Genomic DNA, 25,274 nt, shown 5'->3' with positions numbered 1-25,274 from the left:
ACTTCTTTTAAAAGAAAAAGCATATAGGTATTTAATGAGCAATAGCAATATAGACAATGATCTAGATAAAATAGATAGTTTACTTAAAAAAGCTAAATCTAAAAAGATACCGGTCACTTATGATGATATAAACAAAGCTCTTCCTCTTAATAAAAATCCTTCAATAAGACAATTAGAGGAAGCTATATTAAAATTTTCCGATGCGGGAGTAGATATTTTAGAATCTAACGAAGATGATGAAATTAAGCTTGATATTGGAATGGATGAAGAATTTAAGCTATCTACCAATGTTGATAATGAACCTGAGGATGAAGTAGAAGAAGAAAATATAGGTACTACCGATGATCCCGTAAGATTGTATCTTAAGGATATGGGGGGAGTCGATCTTTTAACTCGTGAAAACGAAGTAGAAATAGCAAAAAGGATTGAGGAAGGACGTAAAACAATGACTGCTTCCTTATGCAGAAGCCCTATTGCTATGCGTTGTTTTATAGTATGGTATGAAGATTTAGTTAATGAAAAAATGTTACTACGCGATCTGATAGATTTAGAAGCTAACATGTTACATGACGAAACACCCGAAAATGATGAAGAACATAGTAGTGAGACCGAAGGAGAAGAGCATGAGGATAATCACTTATCTATGTCTAGAGTAGAAACACAGATATTACCTAATATCATAGAGCGTATGAAAAAGATTTCTTTTATCTGCGAAGAGCTACTCATTGAAGCTAAAAAATGTTATGAGAAATCTTTTGAGCCGAAAGTTTTACAAAATAGTAAAAAATATAATAATAATTTGGAATTATTGATAAATGAAGTTTCGGAAATACATTTTAATTCTAAAAGAACGGAAGAAATTTTAGGTAAGATGTATGGAATAAATCGTGATTTAATTAATAAAGAAACAGCCTTTTTAAAACTTGCTGAAAAATACGGAGTAACTCGCCAAAATTTCCTAGATGAATATATAGGATCGGTTATCAATGCAGCATGGAAAGAAAAAATGCTGAAAAATAAAAAAGTCGTTTGGAAAGAGTTAATTACTAAAGAATCGGATTATATAGATCAAATGATTGCCGAATTATCGCTTATAGAATCTAATACCGGGCTTTTAGTTAATGATTTTAAAAAACTAGTGAATACTATACAAAAAAGTGAGAGACAAACGCTACAAGCAAAAAAAGATATGATAGAAGCGAATTTACGTTTAGTTATATCTATCGCTAAAAAATACGCTAATAGGGGATTGCAGTTTTTAGATTTGATTCAAGAAGGTAATATAGGACTTATGAAAGCGGTGGATAAATTTGAATATCGCCGTGGTTATAAATTCTCTACCTATGCTACTTGGTGGATTAGACAAGCTATAACAAGAGCTATTGCAGATCAAGCAAGGACTATACGTATTCCTGTGCATATGATTGAAACAATTAATAAGATACTGCGTACTTCAAGGCAAATGCTTAATGAACTCGGCTATGAACCGACAGCAACGGAAATCGCTAACCGTCTTTCAATGCCGCTTGATAAAGTGCGTAAAGTCATGAAAATAGCTAAAGAACCTATAAGCCTTGAAAATCCCGTAGGTGATGATAGTGACGGCGGCCAATTAGGCGATTTTATCGAAGATAAGAATGCAGTAGCACCGATTGATGCGGCAATTCAGTCAAATTTACGAGAAGTTACCACTAGAGTACTTGCAACCCTTACGCCTCGTGAAGAAAGAGTGCTTAGAATGCGTTTCGGTATAGGTATGAATACTGACCATACATTAGAAGAAGTAGGGCAGCAATTTAAAGTAACTAGGGAACGTATAAGACAAATCGAGTCCAAAGCTTTAAGAAAGTTACAACATCCTATTAGATCCAAAAAGCTTAATAGCTTTAGAAGCGGTGGAAAGCGTGGTGACGGTAATCCATCAGATTTACTAGAGGCGCAACAATCCCTTGCGAGCGACTGAAAGGAGCGTGGCAATCTAATCAAATATATCCTGAGATTGCTTCGTCAACTACTTCGTAATTTCCTCGCAATGACGGCTTAGGTATCCTTTCCGCAGGAATGACAATAACAATCCCCTTATGTATCGATATAAGATTACCATTGAATATTTAGGCACGGATCTTGCAGGTTGGCAAAGGCAAGCAGGAGTAATGTCGGTACAGCAGATATTAGAAGAAGCGATTTGTAAATTTTCTGGTGAACAGGTAATATTGTTTGGGTCAGGAAGAACAGATGCCGGTGTTCATGCTATAGGTCAAGTAGCACATTTTGATCTTTCAAAACATTTAGAATCTCATAAAATTATTACAGCTATCAACTATTTTGTAAGACCTTATGCAGTAGCGGTATGGCATTGCGAAATAGTCCCAAATAATTTTCATGCAAGATTTTCAGCTACCTCCCGTCATTATATATATAGAATTATTAATAGACCTTATCCATCCGTAATTGATTTAAATAGAGCATGGTGGATTAGTTCACCTTTAGATGTTCTAGCTATGCAAAAAGCTGCCGCTTATCTATTAGGCAAACATGATTTTACTTCATTTAGGGCTAGCTCATGTCAATCAAAATCACCGATTAAAACTTTAACGGAACTTAATATCATTAAAGAAGACGAAGAAATAAAATTATATCTTTCAGCCCCTTCGTTTTTACATCATATGGTACGTAATATTGTCGGTAGTTTAGTGCTTGTCGGTAAGAATGTTTGGCAAACAGAACAAATTAAAGATATTCTAGAAGCCAAAGATAGAAAAGCCGCCGGTCCTACTGCCCCCGCCTCTGGACTTTATTTTGTAAAAGCAGAGTATTAACAACCATAGTATTACTCCTATCTACTTGCAATAGCTCTTACAATGATAATCTCCGCTTCATATTGTAACTTTCAATATTAACGTTCTTTACAAAAAATCAAAACCAGTATATAACTAATTAAAAAATTAATTAGTACTTAAGTTATTATGATAAACCAAGAAACTTTACAATCTAAATCAAATAATCCCCAAGCTATTACTTTTCCTGAAAGTAAAATCATTTTTTCCACCAATAATACTTCTAAACAATTACTAGATATATTATAAACAGAGCTAGATTTACAATTGTTAGGCGGTTCTATTACTTCGGTAAAAAATGTTAAGCCTGCTGTAGAAATGTTGGTTTATTCATTAGATTATTTAACCAAAAGAAATGACCTAAACTCTGTACCAGCTATTATATCAGGATTATTTTCTAGTTATAAATATGAAGACTATAAAGATAATAAATTACTTAGTAAGTATAAAATTAAGAAATCAACTAAAGATGAAAATTTTTTTACATATCGAATAGATAACAGACCTTGTACAGTTATACTTACGTCTATTGAAACTCAAAATACGAGTTTCATAGAAAATACATTTTTAAAAATGCAAGCTATGTATAATGCTATATGTGCTGCTATAAAAAATTATCATGACAAAACTGCTGAAGAGTTAATAAAAGAAGTATTAAAAACTGCAGATTTAAATTTAACTATCTTTTTAAGAAATAATGATCCTAAATATTGTAATTATAATGATAAAGGTAGCGCAACTATTGCTAAATTAATAATTCTATTAGAGCTAGAATCACAAGTTCATGCTTTTCAAATATTGGAACAGCATTATCAGAAAAATTTTTACGTATTAGTAAATTTTTCTAATGCTTTACTAGGAACAAAACGTTTTGATGAAACAATTGAGTTGTTAGAAAGTAAACTAGCAAATATAGATAATGAAGCTCCGGCAAATGAAAGCATCGGAGCTTGTTATTATAACCTTGGACTCGCATATCACAATAAAGCAGATTATCAATCTGCAAAAAAATACCACTTAAGTGCTTTAAAACATTTACCAAATGATCAAGACACGATTGTAGAATTAATTAAAATCTGTTTAGCCAGTAATGAAATAGAAATTGCAGAAAATTATATAAAGAGCTTACAGTCCGAAGATATAAAGAACTTATTCGAAATGTCTTTTGATGTAGGTACTCTTTCTACAACCAAACTCAAATCAGTTACAAGTAAACCCATTCCTGAAACTCTTACCTCTTTAGTTTTAAGTTTAGAATATATAGCTAAATTTAATGAAGGTAAGTTTTCTAAGTCTGATAAAGCTAAGGTTCTTAACAAACTTATTAACAGTTATAATAATAATACATTATGGCTTTCAGCAGCTATCTATACTGAACAATTTGATATTGCAAAAAACATTGCACAAAAAATCCCTAAGAAAGAATTATTCCAAAATAAATATTTATGGTAATTTAAAGCTTTATTTGGATTAGAAGAGGATATTGAAGCTTCACAAATTATTATTGATAGCAATCATCTAGAAGGAAAAGAAGCGGCTGATTTAATTAATATCTTGAGTACTGTTTTAATTGTTAATGAAGAATTTAACTCTGTTCCTGAAAAGGTAGACAACGCTTTAAAATATGACCAAAAAAATTAAGAAGCTTTAGAAATAGGTATAGCTGCTTCTTTATTAAATAATAATAAAGAAAAAACAAGAGAATACGCAAATCAATTAACCAAAGAAAAACAACAAGAAATTTCTGCAAATTATTCTACAGATAACAAAGCAGAAAATATAGACGAGCTTATTGAGCAATATGACGCAAAAGAAATACATGCTTATTATCAACGAGTAAAACAACAAAAGCTTTTTGAAGTTAGTCAAAAAATCACTAATAACCAAATTGTTAGTAATTGGAATATTGATAAACAGATCATTAAAAAAGATAATACTTTTTGGGTAGGTAAATATAAAGGTTTAAATTGTTTTGCAAAAATTGCAAAAGAAGTTGAAAGGACACTAGATAAGAATTTTACTCGAGCTATAGAAAAAGGTATCACATATTGTAAAACAGGTATCAATGGAGTTAAATTTTTACAAAATAAAGCAGTAGAAGTTAAAATTGACGGCGATATGCGTTTATTTACCAACATTTTTTATAAAAATTCTCAAGAAGAACTATTACTAAATTTTGATCATTACGGCAATCATTCTGAGGCAGAAAATTTTGCTAATAACCATAAGTTAGTAGAAGCACTTGGGAATTTAACGGTATTATAATAATACGGTTGCGTGGATACCTATGTCATTCCTGCTAGGCATTGTTGCGTGTATACCACCCCGTCATTGCGAGCAGTCGTAGACTGCGTGGCAATCCAGTAAAAAATTCTGTAAATCAGAATTTTTTTATTATTTTTTCTGGATTGCCACGTCGCTTTGCTCCTCGCAATGACGATTAGATATCTACGCAACAATACCTGCTCGCAATGATGACCTAAACTAGCACACTATGATACTGTTAATAAACTGTATAATTTTTCATGGATGTTAGTTAGCTTACCTAAATCATTTCCACCGGCTTGGGCAATCGAAGGCTGCCCACCTCCACCGCTACCGCCTAAAAATAACGACAGTTCTTTTACAATTATACCTGCATTAAATTTATCAATTAATTGCTTACTAACTGCAACCGTAATAGATAATTTATCGTTATTACCCGTAATATATACTACTATTAAATCTTCTACTTTTTTCGTTAAATTTTCTGCAGCCTGACGCAATACTTTATTGTCTAAATTCTCTATATATCGATAAATTAACTTAACTCCTTTTATATCCTTAGCTTGCTTTTCAATTTGCTCTATACTTAAATCTAAACGAGCTAAATGAGTTTTTTCTAACTCTTTCTCAAGTTCCTTATTACGCTCTAGGGTATTATTAACCTTAGTAACAAGTTCGTTTTTGTTAGTCTTTAAACTGCTTTCTATTGATTTAAGTAAACTATCCTTTTCTCTCATTAATTTAATTACGAATTCACCGCAAACTGCTTCAATTCTACGAACACCCGCTGCTATAGCACTTTCGCTTGTGATTCTAAAGCAACCGATGTCACCGGTACGTCTGACATGCGTACCGCCGCATAATTCTAAAGAAGTCTCACCCATCTTAACTACTCTTACTTCAGCGTCGTATTTCTCGCCAAACAGTGCCATAGCTCCTTGTTTGACTGCATCTTCAGTTGTCATTAATGTAGTATTTACTTCATGATTATCTCTAATAATCTCATTTACCTTATCTTCGATTAAAGTGATTTCTTCATTAGTCACAGCTTTAGAATGGCTAATATCAAAACGTAAATAAGTCGGAGCGACTAAAGAACCTTTTTGTGTAACATGTTTACCAAGTACCTCATGTAGTACTGCATGTAATATATGCGTGGCCGAGTGGTGAATCCTTAAATTTTGTCTATATTTGATGTCTATACTAAAATTAGCATTCTCGCCTACGTTAATCTGCCCCTTTTTTAAAATACATTTGTGGACTATAATAGAGCCTAAATATTTTAAAGTATCTATTACTTCTACTTCAGAATCTTTTGCAAATATCGTTCCAATGTCACCCATCTGACCGCCGGACTCACCGTAAAAAGGTGTTTGGTTGCTGATTAGCAGAAATTGCGTATCTATCTCTTTTATATCATTAACTAAATTATTATCTTTAATTAATGCAATTATTTTACATTCTGCTTCATTAAGTGTATATCCTAAAAACTCCGTACTACCATGCTGCTCTTTGATATCAAACCACAACTGATCGGTTTTTGATTCACCGGTGCCAAGCCAAGATTTTCTAGCACGTTCCTTTTGCATAAGCATTTGCTCTTCAAACCCTTTGTGATCAACGGAAATATCACGGTTTTTTAGAATATCTTCGGTTAAATCAAGCGGAAATCCGTAAGTATCATATAGTTTAAACGCTATTTCTCCTGATAATTCATTACCTTTCGTTAGCGTTTCCGTTTCTTCGGTAAGTAGCTTTAATCCACGTTCTAAAGTAGTTTTAAACCTAATTTCTTCTTGTTCTAAGATGCTGCTGATAAAGCTTTCGGCTCTTTTAAGTTCAGGATAAACATTCCCCATTAAATCAACAAGTTTTAGCAGTAATTTATACATTAACGGCTCTTTTGACCCAAGCATATGAGCATGCCTCATGGCTCGCCTCATAATACGGCGAAGTACGTAACCACGCCCCTCATTTGAAGGAATAACGCCGTCAGCTATTAAAAAGCTACTTGCTCGTAAGTGGTCGGCAATAACTCGGTAAGAAAATTTAGCTTCTCCCTCTATTTTCACTTTTACTATATTTTCGGTAAAATTAATTATTTCCTGAAATAAATCTATGTCATAATTGTTGTTAACATGCTGTAGTATTGCCGTCATACGCTCAAGACCCATACCGGTATCGATAGATTTTTGCGGTAACTCTATTCTAGTATCTTTATCGATTTGTTCATATTGCATAAATACCATGTTCCAAATCTCGATAAATCTGTCACCGTCTTCATCCTTAGTGCCAGGTAGCCCGCCGTATATTTGTTCTCCGTGGTCATAAAAAATTTCAGAGCAAGGACCGCAAGGACCAGTATCGCCCATAGACCAAAAATTATCGTTTGTTTTAATCCTTATTATGCGATCATCCCCAAAACCTGCTATTTTTTTCCAATAAGAAGCTGCTTCGTCATCAGTATGATAAATTGTCGCATAAAGCTTGTCTTTTGGGAGTTCAAATTCTTTAGTCAATAAATTCCAAGCGTAATATATGGCTTGTTCTTTAAAATAGTCACCGAATGAAAAATTACCTAGCATTTCAAAAAATGTATGATGTCTTGCCGTATAACCCACATTCTCAAGGTCGTTATGTTTACCGCCGGCTCTAAGAGATTTTTGACTAGTTACCGCTTTGTTATAAGGTCTTTTTTCTTGTCCGGTAAAAACATTTTTAAATTGTACCATTCCGGAATTAACAAACATTAAGCTAGGGTCATTGTGTGGAATTAACGAGCAAGCCGGTACATGTGTATGATTATTTGCTTTAAAGTAAGTTATAAATTTACTTCTAACTTCTTCAGTGGTAAATTTAGTCATGGTAAGATATATTATTTAATGTTATGTCATTTCGGAGTGGATCATTTTTCGTCATTGCGAGGAAAATTACGTAGTAATTGACGAAGCAATTTCCTGCCAAAGTCCTGAGATTGCCACGCTCCTTATCAGAGTCGCTCGCAATGACGGCTCGGGTATCCACGCAGAAATGACGTCCAGTATAGTAAAATACACTGAATTATTATTAAAATAAATTTATTTATGAAAAATATTTTTGATTCGATCAAATTACATTTTGTTAATTTTGTAACAAAATTAAAAATATTTTCTTTCAAAAGAAAAAAGATCGTGGTGTTACTAGGTAATAAAGGTGTATTTCTTAGTATTTTTCTCGATAATAAATTATTAGATAAATTATTTATCCCTACTCAGGAACAGATAGACTTAAACCCTTATAAAAACTTTTTTAGTAAATTTCCAAAAAGCGATATTTATTTTTTACTTGACGGTAGTGAATGTAAGACACGGCACGATCAAATACCTATATTACAGTCAATAGTTAAACTTGATCCTATTGAACAATTTATCGAAGGTTATTTTAATAAAGAAGACATTATAGCACATTGTGTTTACGAAATTACTACTACACTAAGTGAAATTTGGTCGACTTTAATTATGTCGTGTCCATTTGAAACACCTTTAAGTGATATAATTTCATGCATTATAGATAAAAGATCGCTTGATTTAAAAGGAATTTACTTTTTAACGCTAGAGCTAAAAGTTATTATAAATAAAATAGTACAGAATATAGAAAATGATAAATATAATGATTATTTCCAAATTTGTGTATATGCCTCACAAGCTAGCGGTATAAAATTTATTATCAAACATAAAAATAATATAATAACAATTAGAAATCTTGAGTATCCATTCGATAAAACAACCGGCTATGTTCAAGGTATTATAGAACAAGAAATTAATGATTGTTTGATATTATTTAAAAACTATATAAGTAATCTTGATCAAAGAGCCTGTATAATTCTTATAGTAGATGAAGAGTTAAAATCTTTATTAGAATCAACAAATTTTGAAGATCGCCCTGTAATCTTTATACCGGTTGATAATATACTAAATAAGCAAACTCTAGAAAAAGAAAGATTTATAGATACGAATATTAGTAGGCTGTTTCTAGAATATAAGAGTTTTCCCGCTTATAATAATAATTTAAAATCAATAAAAAAACTAGTTACTATAAAGGATCTGACATTTAAATTATATAGTGCATTACTTATAATATTAATATTAGTGGTCGGTATTATCAAATATAATACAAAACAGAATTACAAAGACATAAACTCTATTAATGAAAAATATTATGCAACAAATCAAGAATATGATAGTATTAAATATAAATATCCTTATATTAAAAATACTACTAGCCTAGCTGATTTATATGTAATAGAAAAATTACTAGAAGCACCGGTACCGCTACCGTTTGATTTACTTAACAGACTTATAATTACTTTAAATCCGGCTTTTAAATTAGAAGAAATTAAATGGGAATTAACAAATATAGATAATATTCTGTTAGTTTCTAAGAGACAATTAATAATCAAATTAATACTTAAATATCATACTAATAATCTATCAGTAGATGAATCTCTAAAGATGCTAGATGATCATATGCAAAACGTAAAAAATAAATTATCTAATTTGCAGATAGATTATGTTATATATAAGGATAAAATACTTGATATATTCGGTAAGGTAGTAATTCCTTTATCGGTTAATATAGTTAAAACGTAGTATTCTATGTCATTCCCGTGGAAGCGGGAAGGCATTGTTGCGTGGATATCAAATCGTCATTGCGAGGAGCGAAGCGACGCGGCAATCCAGAAAAAATAATAAAAAAATTCTGTAAATCAGAATTTTTTACTGGATTGCTTCGTCGAATTACTACGTAACTCTTCTCGCAATGACGGGAAACCGAACCACGCAGGCAATGCCATGCGGGAATGACATAAGTCATGCAACAGCATTAATAACCCAAGGTAAAGATAATGTTTGAAAAATATATTATGTATTTAAAGAATCTTATATTCTTTCAATTTATTATATATTTCTTCTTTATTTCCTTAACTATTTGGATAATAAAAATTTTCCAGCAAGAATACAGTAAATCTATTCTTGATAAACAAGTTTCACAAGAAAATCTAACAGAGGAAGTTTTAAAGCTTTATTCTGTCATTAACTCTAAAGAAGAAATATTAGAATCTTACAAAAAATATGTAGATTTAAGCGTTCCAAGTAATGTGAGTTGCTTAAATTATCAAGAACTAATTCCTAAAATAAAAAGCTTAAGCAATAAATATGATTTAGTAGAACCTATAGACGTATCTATAAATTCAGTATTTTTTAAAAATAATGTTCAGGCGATTGAAGGAGGAAAAGGTGAATCGATTCATGTAAATAATTATAGCATAAATATAAAATATGCATGTGCAGATTTTTTGACTTTTCTAAAAATATTCTCTGAAATTTATTCTTATATGCCTCCTAATACTATTATATCTTTTGTACGAGTGCGTAATGAAGAAGTGTTAACGCCTAAGAATATATATAAACTTTCAGTGAATCATGCTCCTAATCTTATTTATGCTAAATTGATATTATATATCAGAGAATTAGCCTCAAAATAAATTACCAAAATGAATAATGCAATAGTACTTAATAACGTAAATACTAATTTATTTAAAAAAGATATTGTTAATAATTTTGTCAATAATCTTACGAAATCTACTTGCTCTACTATTGCAAATATGCTTGCTATAGATTATACGCTAAGGCTTAATTCTAAACCGGAAGCTGAAAAATATATTAATAAATGTATTTCTAGACTCAAAAATTATTTAGGTATGCGGGTTATTAACGATGATAATTTTTCCGTAGCATTAGAGTTATTTGCAATAATGATTACTTCTGAAGACGAAAATGAGCAAAATAAGAATAATATTTTGGAGCAATCACAAGATATAATAGCAGAAAATCTTGTAGAAGTTTATTTTGGAGATGAAAAAATAAATAGTACCGAAAAAGAAAAAATTAAAAATATATTTAAAACTCTTTTAAAAGAGAAGAATTTTGACAAAATAATAAATTATGCGGAGTCTCACAAAAAATTGTTTAAGGCTTCTGTAATGTATGCAATGAAGAAATATAATAATATTGATGAAGCAACCATCTATATAAAGAAAGAATTTAATAAAATATTAGAGATGTCTTTAGCATTTACACAAAAAAGTAATATATTCAAACAGGCAACCGGAAAAATCGCCGGTGCTGTTTGTGCTTTATTAGTCGGAGCAATTAGTGTTGCGACTTCGGGAGCGGCTTTTTCTATCATAGTTGTACCGACATCGATTTTTGCAGTTAGATATGCACCTGAACTTGGTGAAAAAATTGGAGGATTAATTTTAAATAATGATAATGCAATAAAACTAGAACAAAGCAATATAGATAAGTTTATGAAAACATTACAAAATGATAAAGAAAGTCTTCTCTCTCAAGAAAAAACAAAAAACATCCAACAAAATATTAAAGTTTCTCCTTCTCAAATAAATGCTAAATTAACTAAGAAAGTGGTTAATGAAAAACATAGATAGGGTATCGTAATTGTATAAGCGTTGCCCGCACGGCTCATTTATGTCATTCCCGCGTAGGCGGGAATCTAGAAAGAAGTATATAAATTTTAAAAATTAAAAGCTTAGGTTATCTCGCTTTATGCTGGATTCCCGCCTACGCGGGAATGACATCGAGTAGATTTCTCGAACCATGCAACAACGCCCTGTTTCTAGCTAGGAATGACATAAACGAGCTATAAAGCTAATTTTTACTTGAGAATATACAATATTCCTTTTATTATCTTTTTTTAAAATCAATAAAATAACTTAATGAGAAAAGTAATAATACCGGGAATGATCGGTAATGCTGCTGAGTGGTTTGATTATGCGTTATATGCACAATTTGCTTATATTATAGGGCAGCATTTTTTTCCTGATTCTGAAATGCGTGATACCTTAACTTTTGCTGTATTTGCTGCGGGTTTTATAGTACGTCCACTCGGAGGTATTATTTTCGGTAATATCGGAGATAGATTCGGCAGACGTACTGCTTTAGTTATTGGTATTATAACTATGACAGTGCCGACTGCCGGAATAGGGCTGCTCCCTGGTTATAACACTATTGGAATTGCTGCCCCCATCATTTTGACTATTATCAGGCTTATCCAAGGTTTTTCTCTAGGAGGTGAGTTTAGCGGCTGTATTTCTTATATAGTCGAGCATGCTTCGCTTGAGAAAAGAGGGCTTGCAGGAAGTGCCTCGTTTGTTAGTATGTGCGGCGGTATGCTGCTTGGGCTACTAACCGCTGCCGGTTTTTCTTATTTTATGCCTGCCGATATGCTATTTGAATGGGGTTGGAGAATACCTTTTATCGCAGGATTATTTATTGGCTCTATAGGTCTATATATCAGAAAAAATTTAGCAGAAAGCCCTATTTATAAAAAAGCTAAAGAGAGTGGCAGGTTAACACGTTTTCCTTTGCGTGAAACATTAACTAAATATCCAAAAGAACTCATTATCGCACTTGGTCTTTATATTACCGTAACTGCTCCTTTTTATACTTCTACGGTTTTTATCGGTAATTTTATGCAAACGCTTGGTTATACAAGTACGCAAAGCACAATTGTTAGTAGTATAATATTAATTGTAATGATGATAGTATTTCCTATATCTGCGTATGTTTCGGATAAGGTGGGGCGGCGTCCTGTACTAATATGGGGGATTATCTTGTTAATTTTATCAGTCTATCCTATTTTTGTAGCCTTAGGATCAATGAACTTTACTTTAGCTATAATATCTCAAGTAATATTTGCCGGAATTATCGCTATTTATATGGGACCTATCCCAACGGTTTTAGTAGAGATATTCCCGACTAGTGTAAGATTTACCGGCGTTGCACTTTCATACAACCTTGCAGCTGCTATATTTGGCGGTACTGCTCCAATGTTAGCAATGATATTAACGAAAGTTACCGGAGACAATTATGCTATTGCATATTATTTAATTGCACTTGCTTTGTTATCTTCTATAATCCTAAAATTCTATAAAGAGACATATAAAAAGAATTTGGTCAGCTAATCATGAGTGAAATTTTTGAAGTACCGGATGGTGAAAGTAAGGTTTTACTCCATTGTTGTTGTGCTCCGTGCGTTGGTCCTTTAATGGAAAAAATGATTGATACCGGTATTAAGTTTACGCTTTTTTTCTATAATCCTAATATTCATCCTAAAAAAGAATATGAGCTTCGTAAGAATGAAAATATTAAGTTTGCCGAGAAGCATAATATAGAATTTATCGACGCAGATTATGATCCGCAAAATTGGTTTAGGCGTGCTAAAGGGATGGAGTTTGAGCCTGAGAGAGGTAAACGCTGCACAATGTGTTTTGATATGCGTTTCGAGCGTACGGCTTTATATGCTTATGAAAACGGTTTTAAGGTTATATAACTAGTTCGCTTGGTATTTCTAGATGGAAAGATATGAACCAAATTAATGAATCAGGGATTAGAGCCGCATCTCATTATGAGGGGATAATATATTGGACTTATAATTGGCGTAAAGACGGTGGTGCTAGTAGGATGTATGAAATCGCCAAAGAAGAGAATTTTTATAAACAAGAATTTTGCGGCTGTGTTTATTCTTTCCGTGATACTAACGATTGGCGAGTAGCAAACAATCGCCCTAAAATCGAAATCGGCAAGGAGTATTATTAAGATCTCAAATTAATAAAAAAATATTTTATTTTTTTGAATCTTTATATTATAATAATCTAGACAATATAGCTATATGAGGATTTTATATGAATAAATGGCAGTTACACGAAGCAAAAAATAAGTTAAGTAATATTATTGATACAGCAATGCAAGGTACACCTCAATGCATTACAAAAAGGGGAGAAGAGGCAGTTGTAATTATTAGTATAAAAGACTATAAGCAACTTACTAAACAAAAACCTGATTTTAAAGAATATTTATTGAGCATACCTAAGACGGATAATTTGGATATTCAGAGAGCAAAGGGATATGCTAGAGATTTTGAATTATGAAATATTTATTAGATACTAATGTTGTATCTGAAATTCAAAAGAAAAAATCCAATTCTCAAGTAGCAGCATGGTTTTCAATTGTTCATTCTAGCCAGTTACACTTAAGTTGTATTACTATCGGCGAAATAAGAAAGGGAATATCAAAATTAGCAAAGAAAGATAAAATAGCAAGTTTGAAATTAGAAAAATGGTTAGAAAGAATAATAATCGATTATAATGAAAGAATTCTTAATATTGACAAAGAAATATGTGAAGAGTGGGGTGAATTAATGAGTATTGATAGTACGAATGCAATCGATGCTTTAATAAATAGCTGCACAGGCAAAACAAAGCAATATGATACTAGTTACTAGAAATACTAAGCATTATGATATGTTTAATATAAAGATATTTAATCCTTTTATTGATCTGTAATAATCTATTTTTTATGAAAAAACTATCATTTCAGCAAATTATACTAGCCTTGCAAAATTACTGGCAGGATTACGGCTGTGCAATCTTGCAGCCTTACGGTGCACATGTTGGAGCAGGTACGTTTCACCCTGCAACTGTGCTTCGCTGCCTTGGTCCCAAACCTTGGTCTGTTGCATATGTTCAGCCATCAAGAAGACCAGGGGATAGCAGGTATGGCATGCATCCTAACAGAATGCAACATTATTATCAGTTTCAAGTTATCTTAAAACCGTCACCGGATAATATTCAAGAGCTATATCTTAAAAGTCTAGAATGTTTAGGCGTAGATTTAAAAAAGCATGATATTCGTTTTGTTGAAGATGACTGGGAGTCACCAACCTTAGGTGCTGTCGGGCTTGGCTGGGAAGTATGGTGTGACGGTATGGAAGTGTCACAATTTACTTATATGCAGCAAATCGGCGGTATTGAATGCCGTCCCGTTGCCGGTGAAATTACTTATGGCTTAGAGAGACTTGCTTTATATATTCAAGGTATTGATGAAATAAAAGAGCTTGATTGGAATGGGCAAATAGGAGAAAAAGCTTTAAAATACGGTGAAGTGGATTTCGAGGCTGAGCGGCAATTCTCGAAATATAATTTAGAGCTTGTCGATAGCGAGATGTTACTGAGGCATTTTAAAGATAGTGAAGAACAATGCGAGAGGCTGGTGAAAGCAAACTTACCTATGCCGGCTTATGATGAATGCCTTAAAGCAAGTCATTACTTTAATCAATTAAATGCGTTAGGTGTAATTAGTGTAACCGAGCGTGCTTCTTATGTTTTAAGAGTGTGTCATTTAGCTAGAATTTGTTGTATGAAATGGTTGGAGTTAAGCGGTGAGTGAATTATTATTAGAGCTATTTAGTGAAGAAATACCTGCATTTATGCAAAAAAATGCTGAAGAGGGTTATTTAAACATATTCACGAAAATTTTTGAAGAAAACGAAATATTTGGAAAAGTACAACTATTTGCAGGACCTCGCAGGATAACACTGCATGCTACCCATTTGCCAAAGGTAACTTTGCCAAAAGAGGAAGAAATTAAAGGACCAAGCATAGAAGCTCCGGAAGTCGCTATTAACGGCTTTTGTAAAGCTCATAATGTTAGTAAATTAGAGCTTTCTACTAAATTAATTAATAATCAGCTATATTATTTCTTTATCAAAAAAACAGAAGAAAGAGAAATAAAAGAGATTTTGCCGGAGATTATTATAGAGGCTATTAATAAATATAGCTGGGCAAAATCGATGTTTTGGGGTGATTACAAAATAAAATGGATTAGACCTCTGCGAAATATTTTATGTATATTTGATGGCGAAGTACTACCACTGCAATTTGGGCATTTAACCGCTAATAATATTACGTACGGGCATCGTCTTACTGATAATAAAAAATTAGAAGTAACAGGTTTTGAAGATTATAGAAATAAGCTTTTAGAAAATAACGTTGTTTTAGAAAGAACAAAGAGAGAAGAAATAATTAAGACCGGCTTATTAGAGCTAGCAAATTCTCAAAATCTAAATATAAAAGAAGATGCACGTTTAATTGAAGAAGTAGCGGGGCTTAGTGAATTTCCTGTTGTATTACTTGGAAAAATACCGCAAAAATTCTTAGAATTACCTAAGGAAGTGCTAATTTCCTCGATGCGTACGCATCAAAAATATTTTTGTTTATTTGATAAAATAGGAAATTTTGCACAATATTTTCTCTTTGTCAGTAATGGTAGATTTGCAAATGCCGAACTCGTTATTAAAGGTAACGAAAAGGTGTTATCGGCAAGGCTTTCAGATGCTTTATATTTTTATAAGCAGGATATAGCTAAAACTTTAGAATCAAGATTAGGTAAATTAGAAGCTGTAACGTTTCATGCAAAACTTGGTAATTTAAGAGAAAAAATTGATCGTATAATTAAAATTTGCAAGCATATAGCTCCAAATAATAAAGATTTAATCACGGCAGCAAAACTTTGTAAAAGCGATCTCGTTTCTGAAATGGTTGGGGAGTTTCCTGATTTACAGGGGATTATGGGCTATTATTATGCAAAACATGAAGGGCTAAATGAAGAAATAGCCGCTGCAATTAGAGACCATTATAAACCGCAAGGTTTGAGCGACAATGTACCAAGCGGAAATGCGGCATTGCTTGCTTTAGCCGATAAGCTAGATAGTCTAGTAGGTTTGATGATAGCAGGCGAAGCTCCAACAGGTTCAGGTGACCCCTATGCCTTAAGACGTCAAGCTCTTGGTATAATAAGAATAATACTTGAAAATAAATTAGAACTAAATTTAAATGATTTAATTATTTTTTCCTTAAAGTTATATGGAAATTCAGCAGATAAAGATTTAATAACATCTTTCTTTGAAGAAAGAGCAAAATTTTACTTTAAAAATGAATATGATATTTTATTAATTAATGCTGTTCTTGACTTAAATTTTGTAGATACAAAATTTAAGCTTGAAGCGTTAAAAGAATTTTTAATAGAAGACGCAGGCAAGCAATTATTAAATGCTTACAAACGAGCTAGCAATATAATTGGTAATCAGAAAATTACCGGCTTAGTTGATACAAGTCTCTTTAGTACACAACCTGAAAAAGAATTATTTGAAGTAATCCAAAAAATTTCGCCGCAAATTATAGATAGTATAGCTGATAAAGATTATAAGAAAGCTTTAAATTTATTATCATCGCTATTAGTTCCTATTACTAGCTTTTTTGATAATGTACTCGTTAATGATCCTGATCCAAAAATTGCAGAGAATCGTTTATTGTTATTACAAGATATTTGCGATTTATTTGATAAAATAGCTAAGTTTAACCGCTTATGACTGAAACTTTCCTATATCATTCCTAGCTAAAAGCGATATTGCTGCTTGGATATCTAAGTCGTCATTGCGAGGAGCGAAGCGACGGGGCAATCTCGTCAGATATCCTGAGATTGCTTCGTCGAAACTTGTAGTTTCTTCTCGCAATGACGGAAAAATCGAGCCATGCAACAAAGCTGAAATAACATACAGAAGCAGATATATAACAAAACCAAAATAACTAAATTAATGTTCAGTAAAGCAGTTCAATTTATAAAATCCGGCAAGGTAGTTGTTTTTCCAACCGAAACAGTTTATGGAATTGGAGCGGATGCTACTAATAATGAAGCTTGTTTAAAGATTTTTCAGTTTAAAAATCGCCCTGCTATCAATCCGCTTATTGTGCATGTATCCTCCATAGAGCAAGCAAAGGAAATAGGAAAGTTTAATGATTTAGCTACAAAAATAGCAGAAAAATTTTGGCCGGGACCGTTATCTATAGTTGTCCCTTTAAAAGAGAATGCAAATGTTAGACCTCTTCGGAAACGGGGATTTAGGGAGGAATTTGAAGGAGACACGAAACGCAGCACCGCAACGTATATAGACAATCGTGCAGATGCGAGTACCGGATCGACGTACAAATTACCCCTAGAAGTAGAGTTTCCGAAGAGGTCTATTGCTCCTAGTGTAACGGCAGGGCTTAATACAATAGCGATTCGGATGCCGTCTTACCCTGTAGCATTAGAGCTTATCAGACAATCAGGCGTACCTATAGCCGCCCCAAGTGCTAACCCTTCAAACTATATTAGTCCGACTAACGCTGAGCATGTCACAAAACATTTTAAGGATAATCAGGAAATTTTTATTTTAGCTCCTGAAATCTATCAATCTGAATATGGTTTAGAGTCAACGATAATCGATACTACAACCGCTACTCCTACTATCCTTAGAGAAGGGTTTATAACTGCTGAAATTTTAGAAGAATTACTTGGGGTAAAAGTTTTAAAAGCATCAGAGACAAGTAATATAAAAGCTCCAGGCATGCTTGCAAAACACTATTCACCAAAAGTACCGGTTAGGCTAAATTCTATAAATTTAGAGGATAAAGAAATCGGATTAAATTTTGGTGAGAACAATCTTACGGGAAAATTTTCATTAAATTTAAGTATAAAAGGTGACCTTATAGAAGCTGCTGCAAATCTTTATGCATATTTAAGAATACTTGACGATTATGTTGCATCTCATGATGTAAGCGGTATAGCAGTTGCTCCTATACCTCAAGTGAATATAGGGGTTGCAATTAATGATCGCCTGAAACGTGCTGCAAAATTATAAATCTCGGTATTCTATTCGCTTGAGTAGCTTTTTGATGATATTTAGTAATTACATAATTATCATGCGGTTTTAAGTATTCATCTTTATTCATAATTTTAAAATTACCGTTCTGCTCTATTAACTCTATTGCTTCATAAAAATAATTTTCGATATCGGAAGCAAATACTAAATTACCGTTATCTTTTAGCTTATCCTGTAAAATCTTAAGCCGTTCTTTATTGAAAATACGTTTCTTTTTTTGCTTATTTTTTATCCATGGATCAAGAAATAAAATATAAATTCCATCTAAACTATTACTTGGTATCTCATTTAATATTAAATCTAAATTGTTAGGGAATAATAAAAAATTCGTGATATAGTCAAGTGATTTGAATTCACTTACATCGTCACTCGTCGCTCTCCTATTAGTTATAGGCTTCGCTCCTTCTTGCTCCTTGTAATTAAATCCAACTGATTTGACTATATTCTGCTCGCCTGCAAGTTTTAAAACATTTGCAACGCCGTTTAAATATACCTCTACCCCGATAAAAAGTGCATCAGGATTCATTTTGGCTTGGTTAATGAAATGCTCGCCCATACCAAAACCTATTTCTAAAAAGATTTTACGTTTTTCATCAATAAGTTTTTCTTTGGAAAATAAATATTTCGGTAGTTCGTTATCTAACAAATTTTGTTGTAGCCCTGATAAGCTTTTTCCGATACGTCTTGCGTATGACCGAGTTAAGTTAATAGGAGAAAATAATATTACCCTACTATGACCTTGTAGGTCTTTATAAACGCTTTCAATATTATAACCATGATTTAGGAAAATTTGAGTTACCGCTTCTTCTTGTTGAAAGCCTATCTCTAATGCTAGCTTACCGTTTGGTTTTAAGAATTGTTTGGCATTTTTGGCGATAAGAATATAAGCTTGCAGCCCTTCTTCTTCAGCAAATAAAGCAATAGACGGTTCATAATTGATTGTTTCAATTGCCATCTCTGATTTTTCACTATGAGATATATATGGTGGGTTGCTAACGATAAAATCAAACTTCTGATCCTCAATATTCTCAAACCAATTACTTTGAATAATCTGAATTCGATCCATCACGTGATGTTTTAGAGCATTGTTCCTTGCAACTTCTATTGCATCAAGACTGATATCAGTAGCTACTACCCTAGCGTTTGGTAGTTCACATAATAGGCTGATAGTAATGCAACCGCTACCTGTACCGAGTTCTAGGATTTTAATATTATTTCCGTCATTGCGAGAAGACGCCATAGGCGTCGACGAAGCAATCTCAAGCAAGCTTCCTGAGATTGCCACGCTCCTTTCAGTCGCTCGCAATGACGATTTATATATATGTTCTTTGAGTAAATCTAGAACTACATCAACCAAAACTTCAGTATCGTTTCTTGGAATTAATACATGCTTATTAACGATAAATTCACGTGAGTAAAATTCTTTAACGCCTGTAATATACGCTATCGGTTCATGCTTTAATCTTCTCTCTAGCAGTTTTTCAAAAGCTTCTATCTCAGCTTCACTTAACTGTTCATCAAGATTAATGAGCAAATACTCAATGGGTTTATTTATAACATGCTGTAGTAAAATTCGCACTTCTAATTGTGGCGGATTGATACCTATTTTATTTAATTTATCTGTTGCTTTACTAAGAATTTGCTTTATGGAAGGCTGCATTGTTTTATATTATCGTATCACCAATTATTTCTGAATAATATTCCTGTTCTATATAACTATTTTTAAAGCTAAGATTTGCTAATGTTTCTAAATCACAAGTGATTAAAGGTTCTTGTTCGCTTTGATTTTTTAATAAATACATACTAGTACAAAACCAAGCGAACTCTCCTTTTATTTGGTCAGTGGTTAGTTTATTTAGTACTTCACAATTTTTCCCATATAAAATAAAGTTAGAAAAAGCACCATATCCTATTTCGATAAATTTTATAGGAGTTTTCTTCTCCCATACTTTATTATAAGTGAAAGCTACATATACATCAGTTAAATCTCGATCATGAGATTCTATGCTAGAGTCAAAAGCATCTAGTCCCATAAAAGCTTTTCTATATTCTTTTTTTCCGGACTGGTTTATAAACTCTCCCTGTTTCTTTGAGAAATTTTGCCAAGTAGTTATATTTGCTCCATTAACTTTTACCATATAAAAGTGTAAATAATCTTCTACTTCATAATGATAAACTTCTGATTTTACTTCTTGTGCTTTATATAGCTTTGTAAAAAGATGTTGTAAATTAGAATATTTTTCATCTATTTTACTGAAATCAAATTCAGAGAAAATCCGCAGAGCTTGCATATATTGCATGTCTATATTATCAGGTGTTTTTGCTTCTTTACACGCAGCTTTTATGAATTTATTTAATTGTTCTTCTTGCTCATTAAAAAAATCATTTTTTTTAAATTCTTCTAAAAATTTTTTTAATAAAGTTTCTTTCCTATCACTTACATCATCAATATACATACTATGAATATCTATAATTTTAAAATAAACTCTTTTACTTCTGACCAATCGCTATAATTTGATATATCTAAGAAAGTAATTTTGTCCGTAGCAGTACTTGAATCGTGCAGAAAAGTAAAAACCTCTTCTAAGCTCGCTTTTTGTTTTCTAAGGTTTAAAAACACCGTCTTTCATTGAAGATGATGCTTCTTCTAGTTTATTATTAGCTTTTTTCATTTTATTAATTCTTAATATTATATTAAAAAATTAATATTTCGTCAATTATAAACTAATAATCTCTTCCATATCTCTTGGCAGCTCACAAGCAAATTCCATAATCTCATTACTATAGTGAATTAAAATATTATATTACTAACTTAATCCCTAAAGCTTGGCAGCAACTTGCTAAGCTTTTATCTAATGTTAGAATATCAGCTTCTAAGCGTAATGCTAGCTCAAGGTAGCAAGCATCATAGGAAGTTAAATTATGCTCGGTAGCTAGTCTTGCTATTGCATACAAAGATTCCGGTGTAGAACAGAATTTATCAACATTGATAGGGAATGAATTTAATAATCTTATATAATCATCATAATCATTTTTATTAATTCTCTTTCTTTTTAAGGAGTTTATAAAAACATTATTGCATTCTAAATAAAATATAGACGGTACATGCAAAATATATATATTTTCCATTATTTGATCATAAATTTTACTATCTTTTTCAGTTGATTCATCAGGTAAAATCGATGACATAATAAAAGAACAATCTACAACTAAATTCATTTTCTACCTAAATTTTTCATCTCTAAAATATCATCTACAGTGCCTAAAGGTGCACGTTTTTTAAGTTCTGCAAATTCTTGAAATATATTGGCGTATTTTTTCTTATAATATTTATCTATAGGAATTATCACTGCTACCTTTCTTCCTCTATTTGTTATGCATAATTCTTCTCCTGCTTCTACCTCTTTAATTAGTTCTGGTAGGTGAGTTTTTGTTTTGAACATTCCAATAGTTTTCATAAATAATATCCACACTAGTTTATTAAACTAGTATAATACTTTTATAAAGTAGAATCAATTTATATTTCTATAATTTTTTGTATATCCCTTGGCAACTTACAAGAAAATTCCATAATTTTATTACTAGTCGGATGAGTAAAGCTTAAATACCAAGAATGCAGGGCTTGGCGTTTAAAATCAATTAATTTTGCTTTTAATTCAGGAGGAGAATGAGCAATTTTTCGGTCGTTATTACCATAAGTTTGATCACCAACTACGGAATGCTTTAAATGGCTTAGCTGTACCCTAATTTGATGAGTCCTACCGGTACTAAGCTTGCATTCTACCATGCTAATAGTACCTTTGTGAAACAATTCTAGAGTTTTATAATGTGTCACGGCTTCTTTACTGCCATATTTTAATATGGTCATTTTTTGGCGGTCTACTCTACTGCGACCGATATTATTCTTAATGAGTCCTTCTAGCGGATTAATTACTCCCCAAACTAACGCTTTATATTTCCGTATTACCTGCCTTTGCTCTATCTGATTTGCAAGCAACATATGTGCTTTATTATTTTTAGCAACTACCATTAAGCCCGTAGTATCCTTATCCAAACGATGCACTATCCCGGGTCTTTCTGCTGAACCTATATCCGATAGATTCTTCGTATGATAAAGTAATGCATTAACAAGCGTATCGTCATAATGTCCTGCCCCTGGGTGTACCGTCATACCTGCAGCTTTGTTAATTACTATCAAATCATCATCTTCGTAAATTATATCAAGTGCTATATTTGCTGCTGCAATTTTTAGCTCTTCAGGTTCTTTAAAAGAAAATAATATAACATCATTCTCCTTGACCAAAACATCAGGATCAGAAATAATTACATCATTAACTAGTACTTGCGAATCTTTAATAGCTTTTTGGATTTGGTTTCTAGAAACATTTTCAAGAAGTTGTGACAAAGCTTTATCGAGTCTTATATTATTTAGTTCGTTTGGTACATTATATGTTAACATATTTTATTTTAAGATAATGAATAATACGCTTAAATGGTTAAGTGCAATCGGTGTTGAATATTACTGCTCCGAACACCCGCCGAAATTAAAGGTATGTAATAATACTGAACTAACTGAAAAGCCACAAGTAAAACTTATGTCTACAAAAGAAACTGCATTCAATATGAATGATAAAGTTCACGATAATATAACCCTAGCAAGATCTCTTGCCGATAAAGCTAATAATATCGAAGAATTAAAAGAATCTCTACTAAATTTTAATGGTTGTGAACTTAAGAAATTTGCTACTAATACGGTTTTCGGTGATGGTAATTTGGAAGCTAAAATTATGTTAATAGGCGAAGCTCCCGGAAGTACTGAGGATTTGAAAGGAATACCTTTTTGCGGCGAAAGCGGCAATTTACTTGATAATATGCTGCACGCTATAGGAATTTCACGGAAAAATAACGCTTATATTACTAATACGGTATTTTGGCGTCCTCCCGCTAATAGACAGCCGACGCTCGAAGAAGTCGATATTTGTAGACCTTTTGTTGAGAAGCATATTGCTCTAATTAATCCCAAGCTAATTATTCTAGTCGGTAGCACGGCTGCAACTAGCTTACTTGGAAAAAATTCGGGTATTACTAAAATTAGACAAGAATATTATTTTTATACCAATAAATATCTGTCCGCTCCTATTCAAACTACTGCAATCTTCCACCCCGCTTATTTATTACGCCAACCTATGCAAAAACGCACCTCTTGGTATGATTTACTAAAGATTAAGGAGTATTTGGTAAATAATAGACTTCTTACATAACTTGTATACTCTTCTGCTTTCAAGAATTATTCTTTCATTTTATCAAGGATTCACATCCTCGCCTATTAAGTATAGGTTGCGGGTGTTCACCTTTCAAAATAAAATTCAATTCTTGAAATCATTTGAGTATATGTTAACTAGTACTCACAGCTTTACGTACTTTTCAAAATAATTTTCTACTTTACATGTATGGACCTACCCGATAATGCAAGAAAAAAATAATATATAACAGCAAAAAAATCGAATGCAGTCATGTATCCGGCTTATAGTTAATAAATCACTTTAAATTTACCCTATAGCCCTGATGGAATTCGCTGGCTTACAAACTATATTACTTATCATTTTGTCGACTTCTAAAGAGTCATTGTCCAGTTCAGTTTTTTTGTAAGCTAAGGTTCGTCTTATTTACCATCAATATTATCATTCTTTCGCATATTCCGGATTAGAATCTATTAATTTAATTCTTTTATTTTTTTATCATTCTCTAGAAATTCTTCTTTTAACTCACTAAACGTTCGATAGCTTAGCTGACTTAAATCCCCTTCATCTAAAATTTCGGTTAATTTTGTCATAATCTTATTGATTCCTTGCGGAATAACAAAACCAAATTCATGTAATAATCCCCTGATCTCATTAACAAGAGCTGTACGATTTTTTACCAATCTCTGTCTTACCCTATGAATAAATAAAATATCTTGTTGCTCTACAGTTTTGATAGGCACAAACCTCATATTAGGTCTTGCTACTGCCTCACATATTGCTTCTGCATCAGCTTGATCATTTTTATTAGTTTTAACATAAGGCTTAACAAATTGTGGAGCCATTAGTTTTACATTATGACCTAATTTTGTTAATTCTCTTGCCCAATAGCTAGAACCACCGCAAGCTTCCATGCCTACTAGACATCTTCTTGGTAAATTAGCCATAAAAGTTATAACCTGCTCTCTCATTAATTTTTTTTTTAATATTGTCTTACCATTTTTATCTACACCGTGAATTTGAAAAATTCTTTTTGCAATATCTATACCAATTGTGGTAACTTCCATATGGACCTCCTTATTGTTGTTTAGGATTCATTTCCTATCCTAGAAGATTAGCTTCTGCTTCTCATTCTGTATATAGGGTAGGTCCATACCATTATTAGTCGTATTTATACGACAACATAATCATCTCTAGTTAAACTTAATATACAAAAAACTAAACAAATACAATTTTTTATAACAGCAAACGGTAAATCTTATATTAAGGATTGGTTAGAAAAATTAGATATTAGGACGCATAGTAGAATTCTTAATAGATTAGTTCGGTTAGAATA

Annotated in this window: 21 protein-coding genes and 6 pseudogenes; 17 read left to right on the top strand and 10 right to left on the bottom strand. The window is 32.2% G+C overall.

What is annotated here, in order from left to right; genetic code table 11:
- The first annotated feature begins 34 nt into the window (after positions 1-34).
- From rpoD to BN1174_RS10755, 5 genes are all read left to right on the top strand, one after another.
- Positions 35-1,963, top strand: a complete 1,929-nt coding sequence (gene rpoD / locus BN1174_RS03670) for an RNA polymerase sigma factor RpoD (protein ID WP_040256592.1) — start codon at positions 35-37, stop codon at positions 1,961-1,963.
- 118 nt (positions 1,964-2,081) lie between these two features.
- Complete coding sequence (gene truA, locus BN1174_RS03665; RefSeq protein WP_040256586.1) at positions 2,082-2,819, top strand: tRNA pseudouridine(38-40) synthase TruA; 738 nt, start codon at positions 2,082-2,084, stop codon at positions 2,817-2,819.
- A gap of 285 nt (positions 2,820-3,104) precedes the next feature.
- Entirely contained in the window at positions 3,105-4,289 is a 1,185-nt protein-coding gene (locus BN1174_RS03660; RefSeq protein ID WP_040256584.1) for a tetratricopeptide repeat protein, read from the top strand.
- Between the two features lie 666 nt (positions 4,290-4,955).
- Positions 4,956-5,102, top strand: a complete 147-nt coding sequence (locus BN1174_RS10760) for a hypothetical protein (protein ID WP_197062037.1) — start codon at positions 4,956-4,958, stop codon at positions 5,100-5,102.
- A gap of 41 nt (positions 5,103-5,143) precedes the next feature.
- Positions 5,144-5,281 (top strand): hypothetical protein, encoded by a 138-nt coding sequence (locus BN1174_RS10755; protein ID WP_197062036.1) that lies wholly within the window; start codon positions 5,144-5,146, stop codon positions 5,279-5,281.
- Between the two features lie 48 nt (positions 5,282-5,329).
- Here the strand turns inward: BN1174_RS10755 and alaS are convergent, their stop codons facing one another.
- Positions 5,330-7,966 carry an alanine--tRNA ligase gene (gene alaS / locus BN1174_RS03650; RefSeq protein ID WP_040256582.1) on the bottom strand — a complete coding sequence of 879 codons (2,637 nt, stop codon included), beginning with the start codon at positions 7,964-7,966 and terminating at the stop codon, positions 5,330-5,332.
- Between the two features lie 44 nt (positions 7,967-8,010).
- Positions 8,011-8,088: pseudogene (locus BN1174_RS13045) on the bottom strand (octaprenyl-diphosphate synthase); the annotation flags it as partial.
- A 76-nt stretch (positions 8,089-8,164) separates the two neighbouring features.
- On the opposite strand from BN1174_RS13045, the gene BN1174_RS03645 reads away from it, so the two are divergent.
- The gene (locus tag BN1174_RS03645; RefSeq protein WP_040256580.1) at positions 8,165-9,730 is read left to right on the top strand and encodes a hypothetical protein; all 1,566 of its coding nucleotides are present in this window, start codon (positions 8,165-8,167) and stop codon (positions 9,728-9,730) included.
- A 4-nt stretch (positions 9,731-9,734) separates the two neighbouring features.
- On the opposite strand, the gene BN1174_RS10750 is transcribed toward BN1174_RS03645, so the two are convergent.
- Positions 9,735-9,953, bottom strand: a complete 219-nt coding sequence (locus BN1174_RS10750) for a hypothetical protein (RefSeq protein ID WP_231555782.1) — start codon at positions 9,951-9,953, stop codon at positions 9,735-9,737.
- A 31-nt stretch (positions 9,954-9,984) separates the two neighbouring features.
- Between BN1174_RS10750 and BN1174_RS03640 the strand changes: the two genes are divergently transcribed.
- The 8 genes and pseudogenes from BN1174_RS03640 to glyS all read left to right on the top strand — a co-directional run bounded on the left by BN1174_RS03640 (position 9,985) and on the right by glyS (position 17,366).
- The gene (locus tag BN1174_RS03640) at positions 9,985-10,623 is read left to right on the top strand and encodes a hypothetical protein (RefSeq protein WP_040256578.1); all 639 of its coding nucleotides are present in this window, start codon (positions 9,985-9,987) and stop codon (positions 10,621-10,623) included.
- 9 nt (positions 10,624-10,632) lie between these two features.
- Complete coding sequence (locus BN1174_RS03635) at positions 10,633-11,586, top strand: RP853 family protein (RefSeq protein WP_040256576.1); 954 nt, start codon at positions 10,633-10,635, stop codon at positions 11,584-11,586.
- Positions 11,587-11,874: 288 nt separating this feature from the next.
- The gene (locus tag BN1174_RS03630) at positions 11,875-13,122 is read left to right on the top strand and encodes a metabolite/H+ symporter (protein ID WP_040256574.1); all 1,248 of its coding nucleotides are present in this window, start codon (positions 11,875-11,877) and stop codon (positions 13,120-13,122) included.
- A 2-nt stretch (positions 13,123-13,124) separates the two neighbouring features.
- A pseudogene (locus BN1174_RS03625) lies at positions 13,125-13,756 on the top strand (epoxyqueuosine reductase QueH).
- A gap of 86 nt (positions 13,757-13,842) precedes the next feature.
- Entirely contained in the window at positions 13,843-14,088 is a 246-nt protein-coding gene (locus BN1174_RS03620) for a type II toxin-antitoxin system Phd/YefM family antitoxin (protein ID WP_040256572.1), read from the top strand.
- A pseudogene (locus BN1174_RS03615) lies at positions 14,085-14,502 on the top strand (PIN domain-containing protein). The gene BN1174_RS03620 and the pseudogene BN1174_RS03615 overlap by 4 nt, the downstream one beginning before the upstream one ends.
- Before the next feature lie 13 nt (positions 14,503-14,515).
- The gene (locus tag BN1174_RS03610) at positions 14,516-15,385 is read left to right on the top strand and encodes a glycine--tRNA ligase subunit alpha (RefSeq protein ID WP_040256570.1); all 870 of its coding nucleotides are present in this window, start codon (positions 14,516-14,518) and stop codon (positions 15,383-15,385) included.
- Positions 15,378-17,366 (top strand): glycine--tRNA ligase subunit beta, encoded by a 1,989-nt coding sequence (gene glyS / locus BN1174_RS03605; protein ID WP_040256568.1) that lies wholly within the window; start codon positions 15,378-15,380, stop codon positions 17,364-17,366. Before BN1174_RS03610 ends, glyS begins: the two co-directional genes overlap by 8 nt.
- Here the strand turns inward: glyS and BN1174_RS09870 are convergent.
- On the bottom strand, positions 17,361-17,510 hold the full coding sequence (locus BN1174_RS09870; RefSeq protein WP_197062035.1) for a hypothetical protein: 150 nt from the start codon (positions 17,508-17,510) through the stop codon (positions 17,361-17,363). The two genes, glyS and BN1174_RS09870, sit on opposite strands and share 6 nt — an antisense overlap.
- A gap of 81 nt (positions 17,511-17,591) precedes the next feature.
- Here BN1174_RS09870 and BN1174_RS12655 point away from each other — a divergent pair.
- Positions 17,592-17,870 (top strand): annotated as a pseudogene (locus BN1174_RS12655) (L-threonylcarbamoyladenylate synthase); the annotation flags it as partial.
- A gap of 147 nt (positions 17,871-18,017) precedes the next feature.
- Positions 18,018-18,677 (top strand): annotated as a pseudogene (locus BN1174_RS13035) (L-threonylcarbamoyladenylate synthase); the annotation flags it as partial.
- Here the strand turns inward: BN1174_RS13035 and trmB are convergent.
- The 5 genes from trmB to BN1174_RS03570 form a co-directional block, all read right to left on the bottom strand.
- On the bottom strand, positions 18,643-20,358 hold the full coding sequence (gene trmB, locus BN1174_RS03595; protein ID WP_040256564.1) for a bifunctional peptide chain release factor N(5)-glutamine methyltransferase PrmC/tRNA (guanosine(46)-N7)-methyltransferase TrmB: 1,716 nt from the start codon (positions 20,356-20,358) through the stop codon (positions 18,643-18,645). The pseudogene BN1174_RS13035 and the gene trmB overlap by 35 nt on opposite strands.
- A 4-nt stretch (positions 20,359-20,362) precedes the next feature.
- A complete protein-coding gene (locus tag BN1174_RS11655; protein ID WP_231555781.1) occupies positions 20,363-21,154 on the bottom strand; it encodes a hypothetical protein in 792 nt (263 codons plus the stop codon).
- Positions 21,155-21,497: 343 nt separating this feature from the next.
- Positions 21,498-21,917, bottom strand: coding sequence for a type II toxin-antitoxin system VapC family toxin (locus BN1174_RS03580; RefSeq protein WP_040256562.1), 420 nt, complete (start codon positions 21,915-21,917; stop codon positions 21,498-21,500).
- A complete protein-coding gene (locus BN1174_RS03575) occupies positions 21,914-22,156 on the bottom strand; it encodes a type II toxin-antitoxin system Phd/YefM family antitoxin (RefSeq protein WP_040256560.1) in 243 nt (80 codons plus the stop codon). Before BN1174_RS03575 ends, BN1174_RS03580 begins: the two co-directional genes overlap by 4 nt.
- Before the next feature lie 59 nt (positions 22,157-22,215).
- On the bottom strand, positions 22,216-23,157 hold the full coding sequence (locus BN1174_RS03570) for an RluA family pseudouridine synthase (RefSeq protein ID WP_040256558.1): 942 nt from the start codon (positions 23,155-23,157) through the stop codon (positions 22,216-22,218).
- 16 nt (positions 23,158-23,173) lie between these two features.
- Between BN1174_RS03570 and BN1174_RS03565 the strand changes: the two genes are divergently transcribed.
- Positions 23,174-23,959 (top strand): uracil-DNA glycosylase family protein, encoded by a 786-nt coding sequence (locus tag BN1174_RS03565; RefSeq protein WP_040256556.1) that lies wholly within the window; start codon positions 23,174-23,176, stop codon positions 23,957-23,959.
- Between the two features lie 458 nt (positions 23,960-24,417).
- On the opposite strand, the pseudogene BN1174_RS03560 reads toward BN1174_RS03565, so the two are convergent.
- Positions 24,418-25,005, bottom strand: a pseudogene (locus tag BN1174_RS03560) (IS110 family RNA-guided transposase); the annotation flags it as partial.
- Between the last annotated feature and the right edge of the window lie 269 nt (positions 25,006-25,274).

Source organism: Rickettsia hoogstraalii (genome assembly GCF_000825685.1).
Lineage (GTDB): Bacteria > Pseudomonadota > Alphaproteobacteria > Rickettsiales > Rickettsiaceae > Rickettsia > Rickettsia hoogstraalii.
Note: the sequence above shows the minus strand (reverse complement) of the source record. Positions and strands in the feature narration are given on the sequence as shown.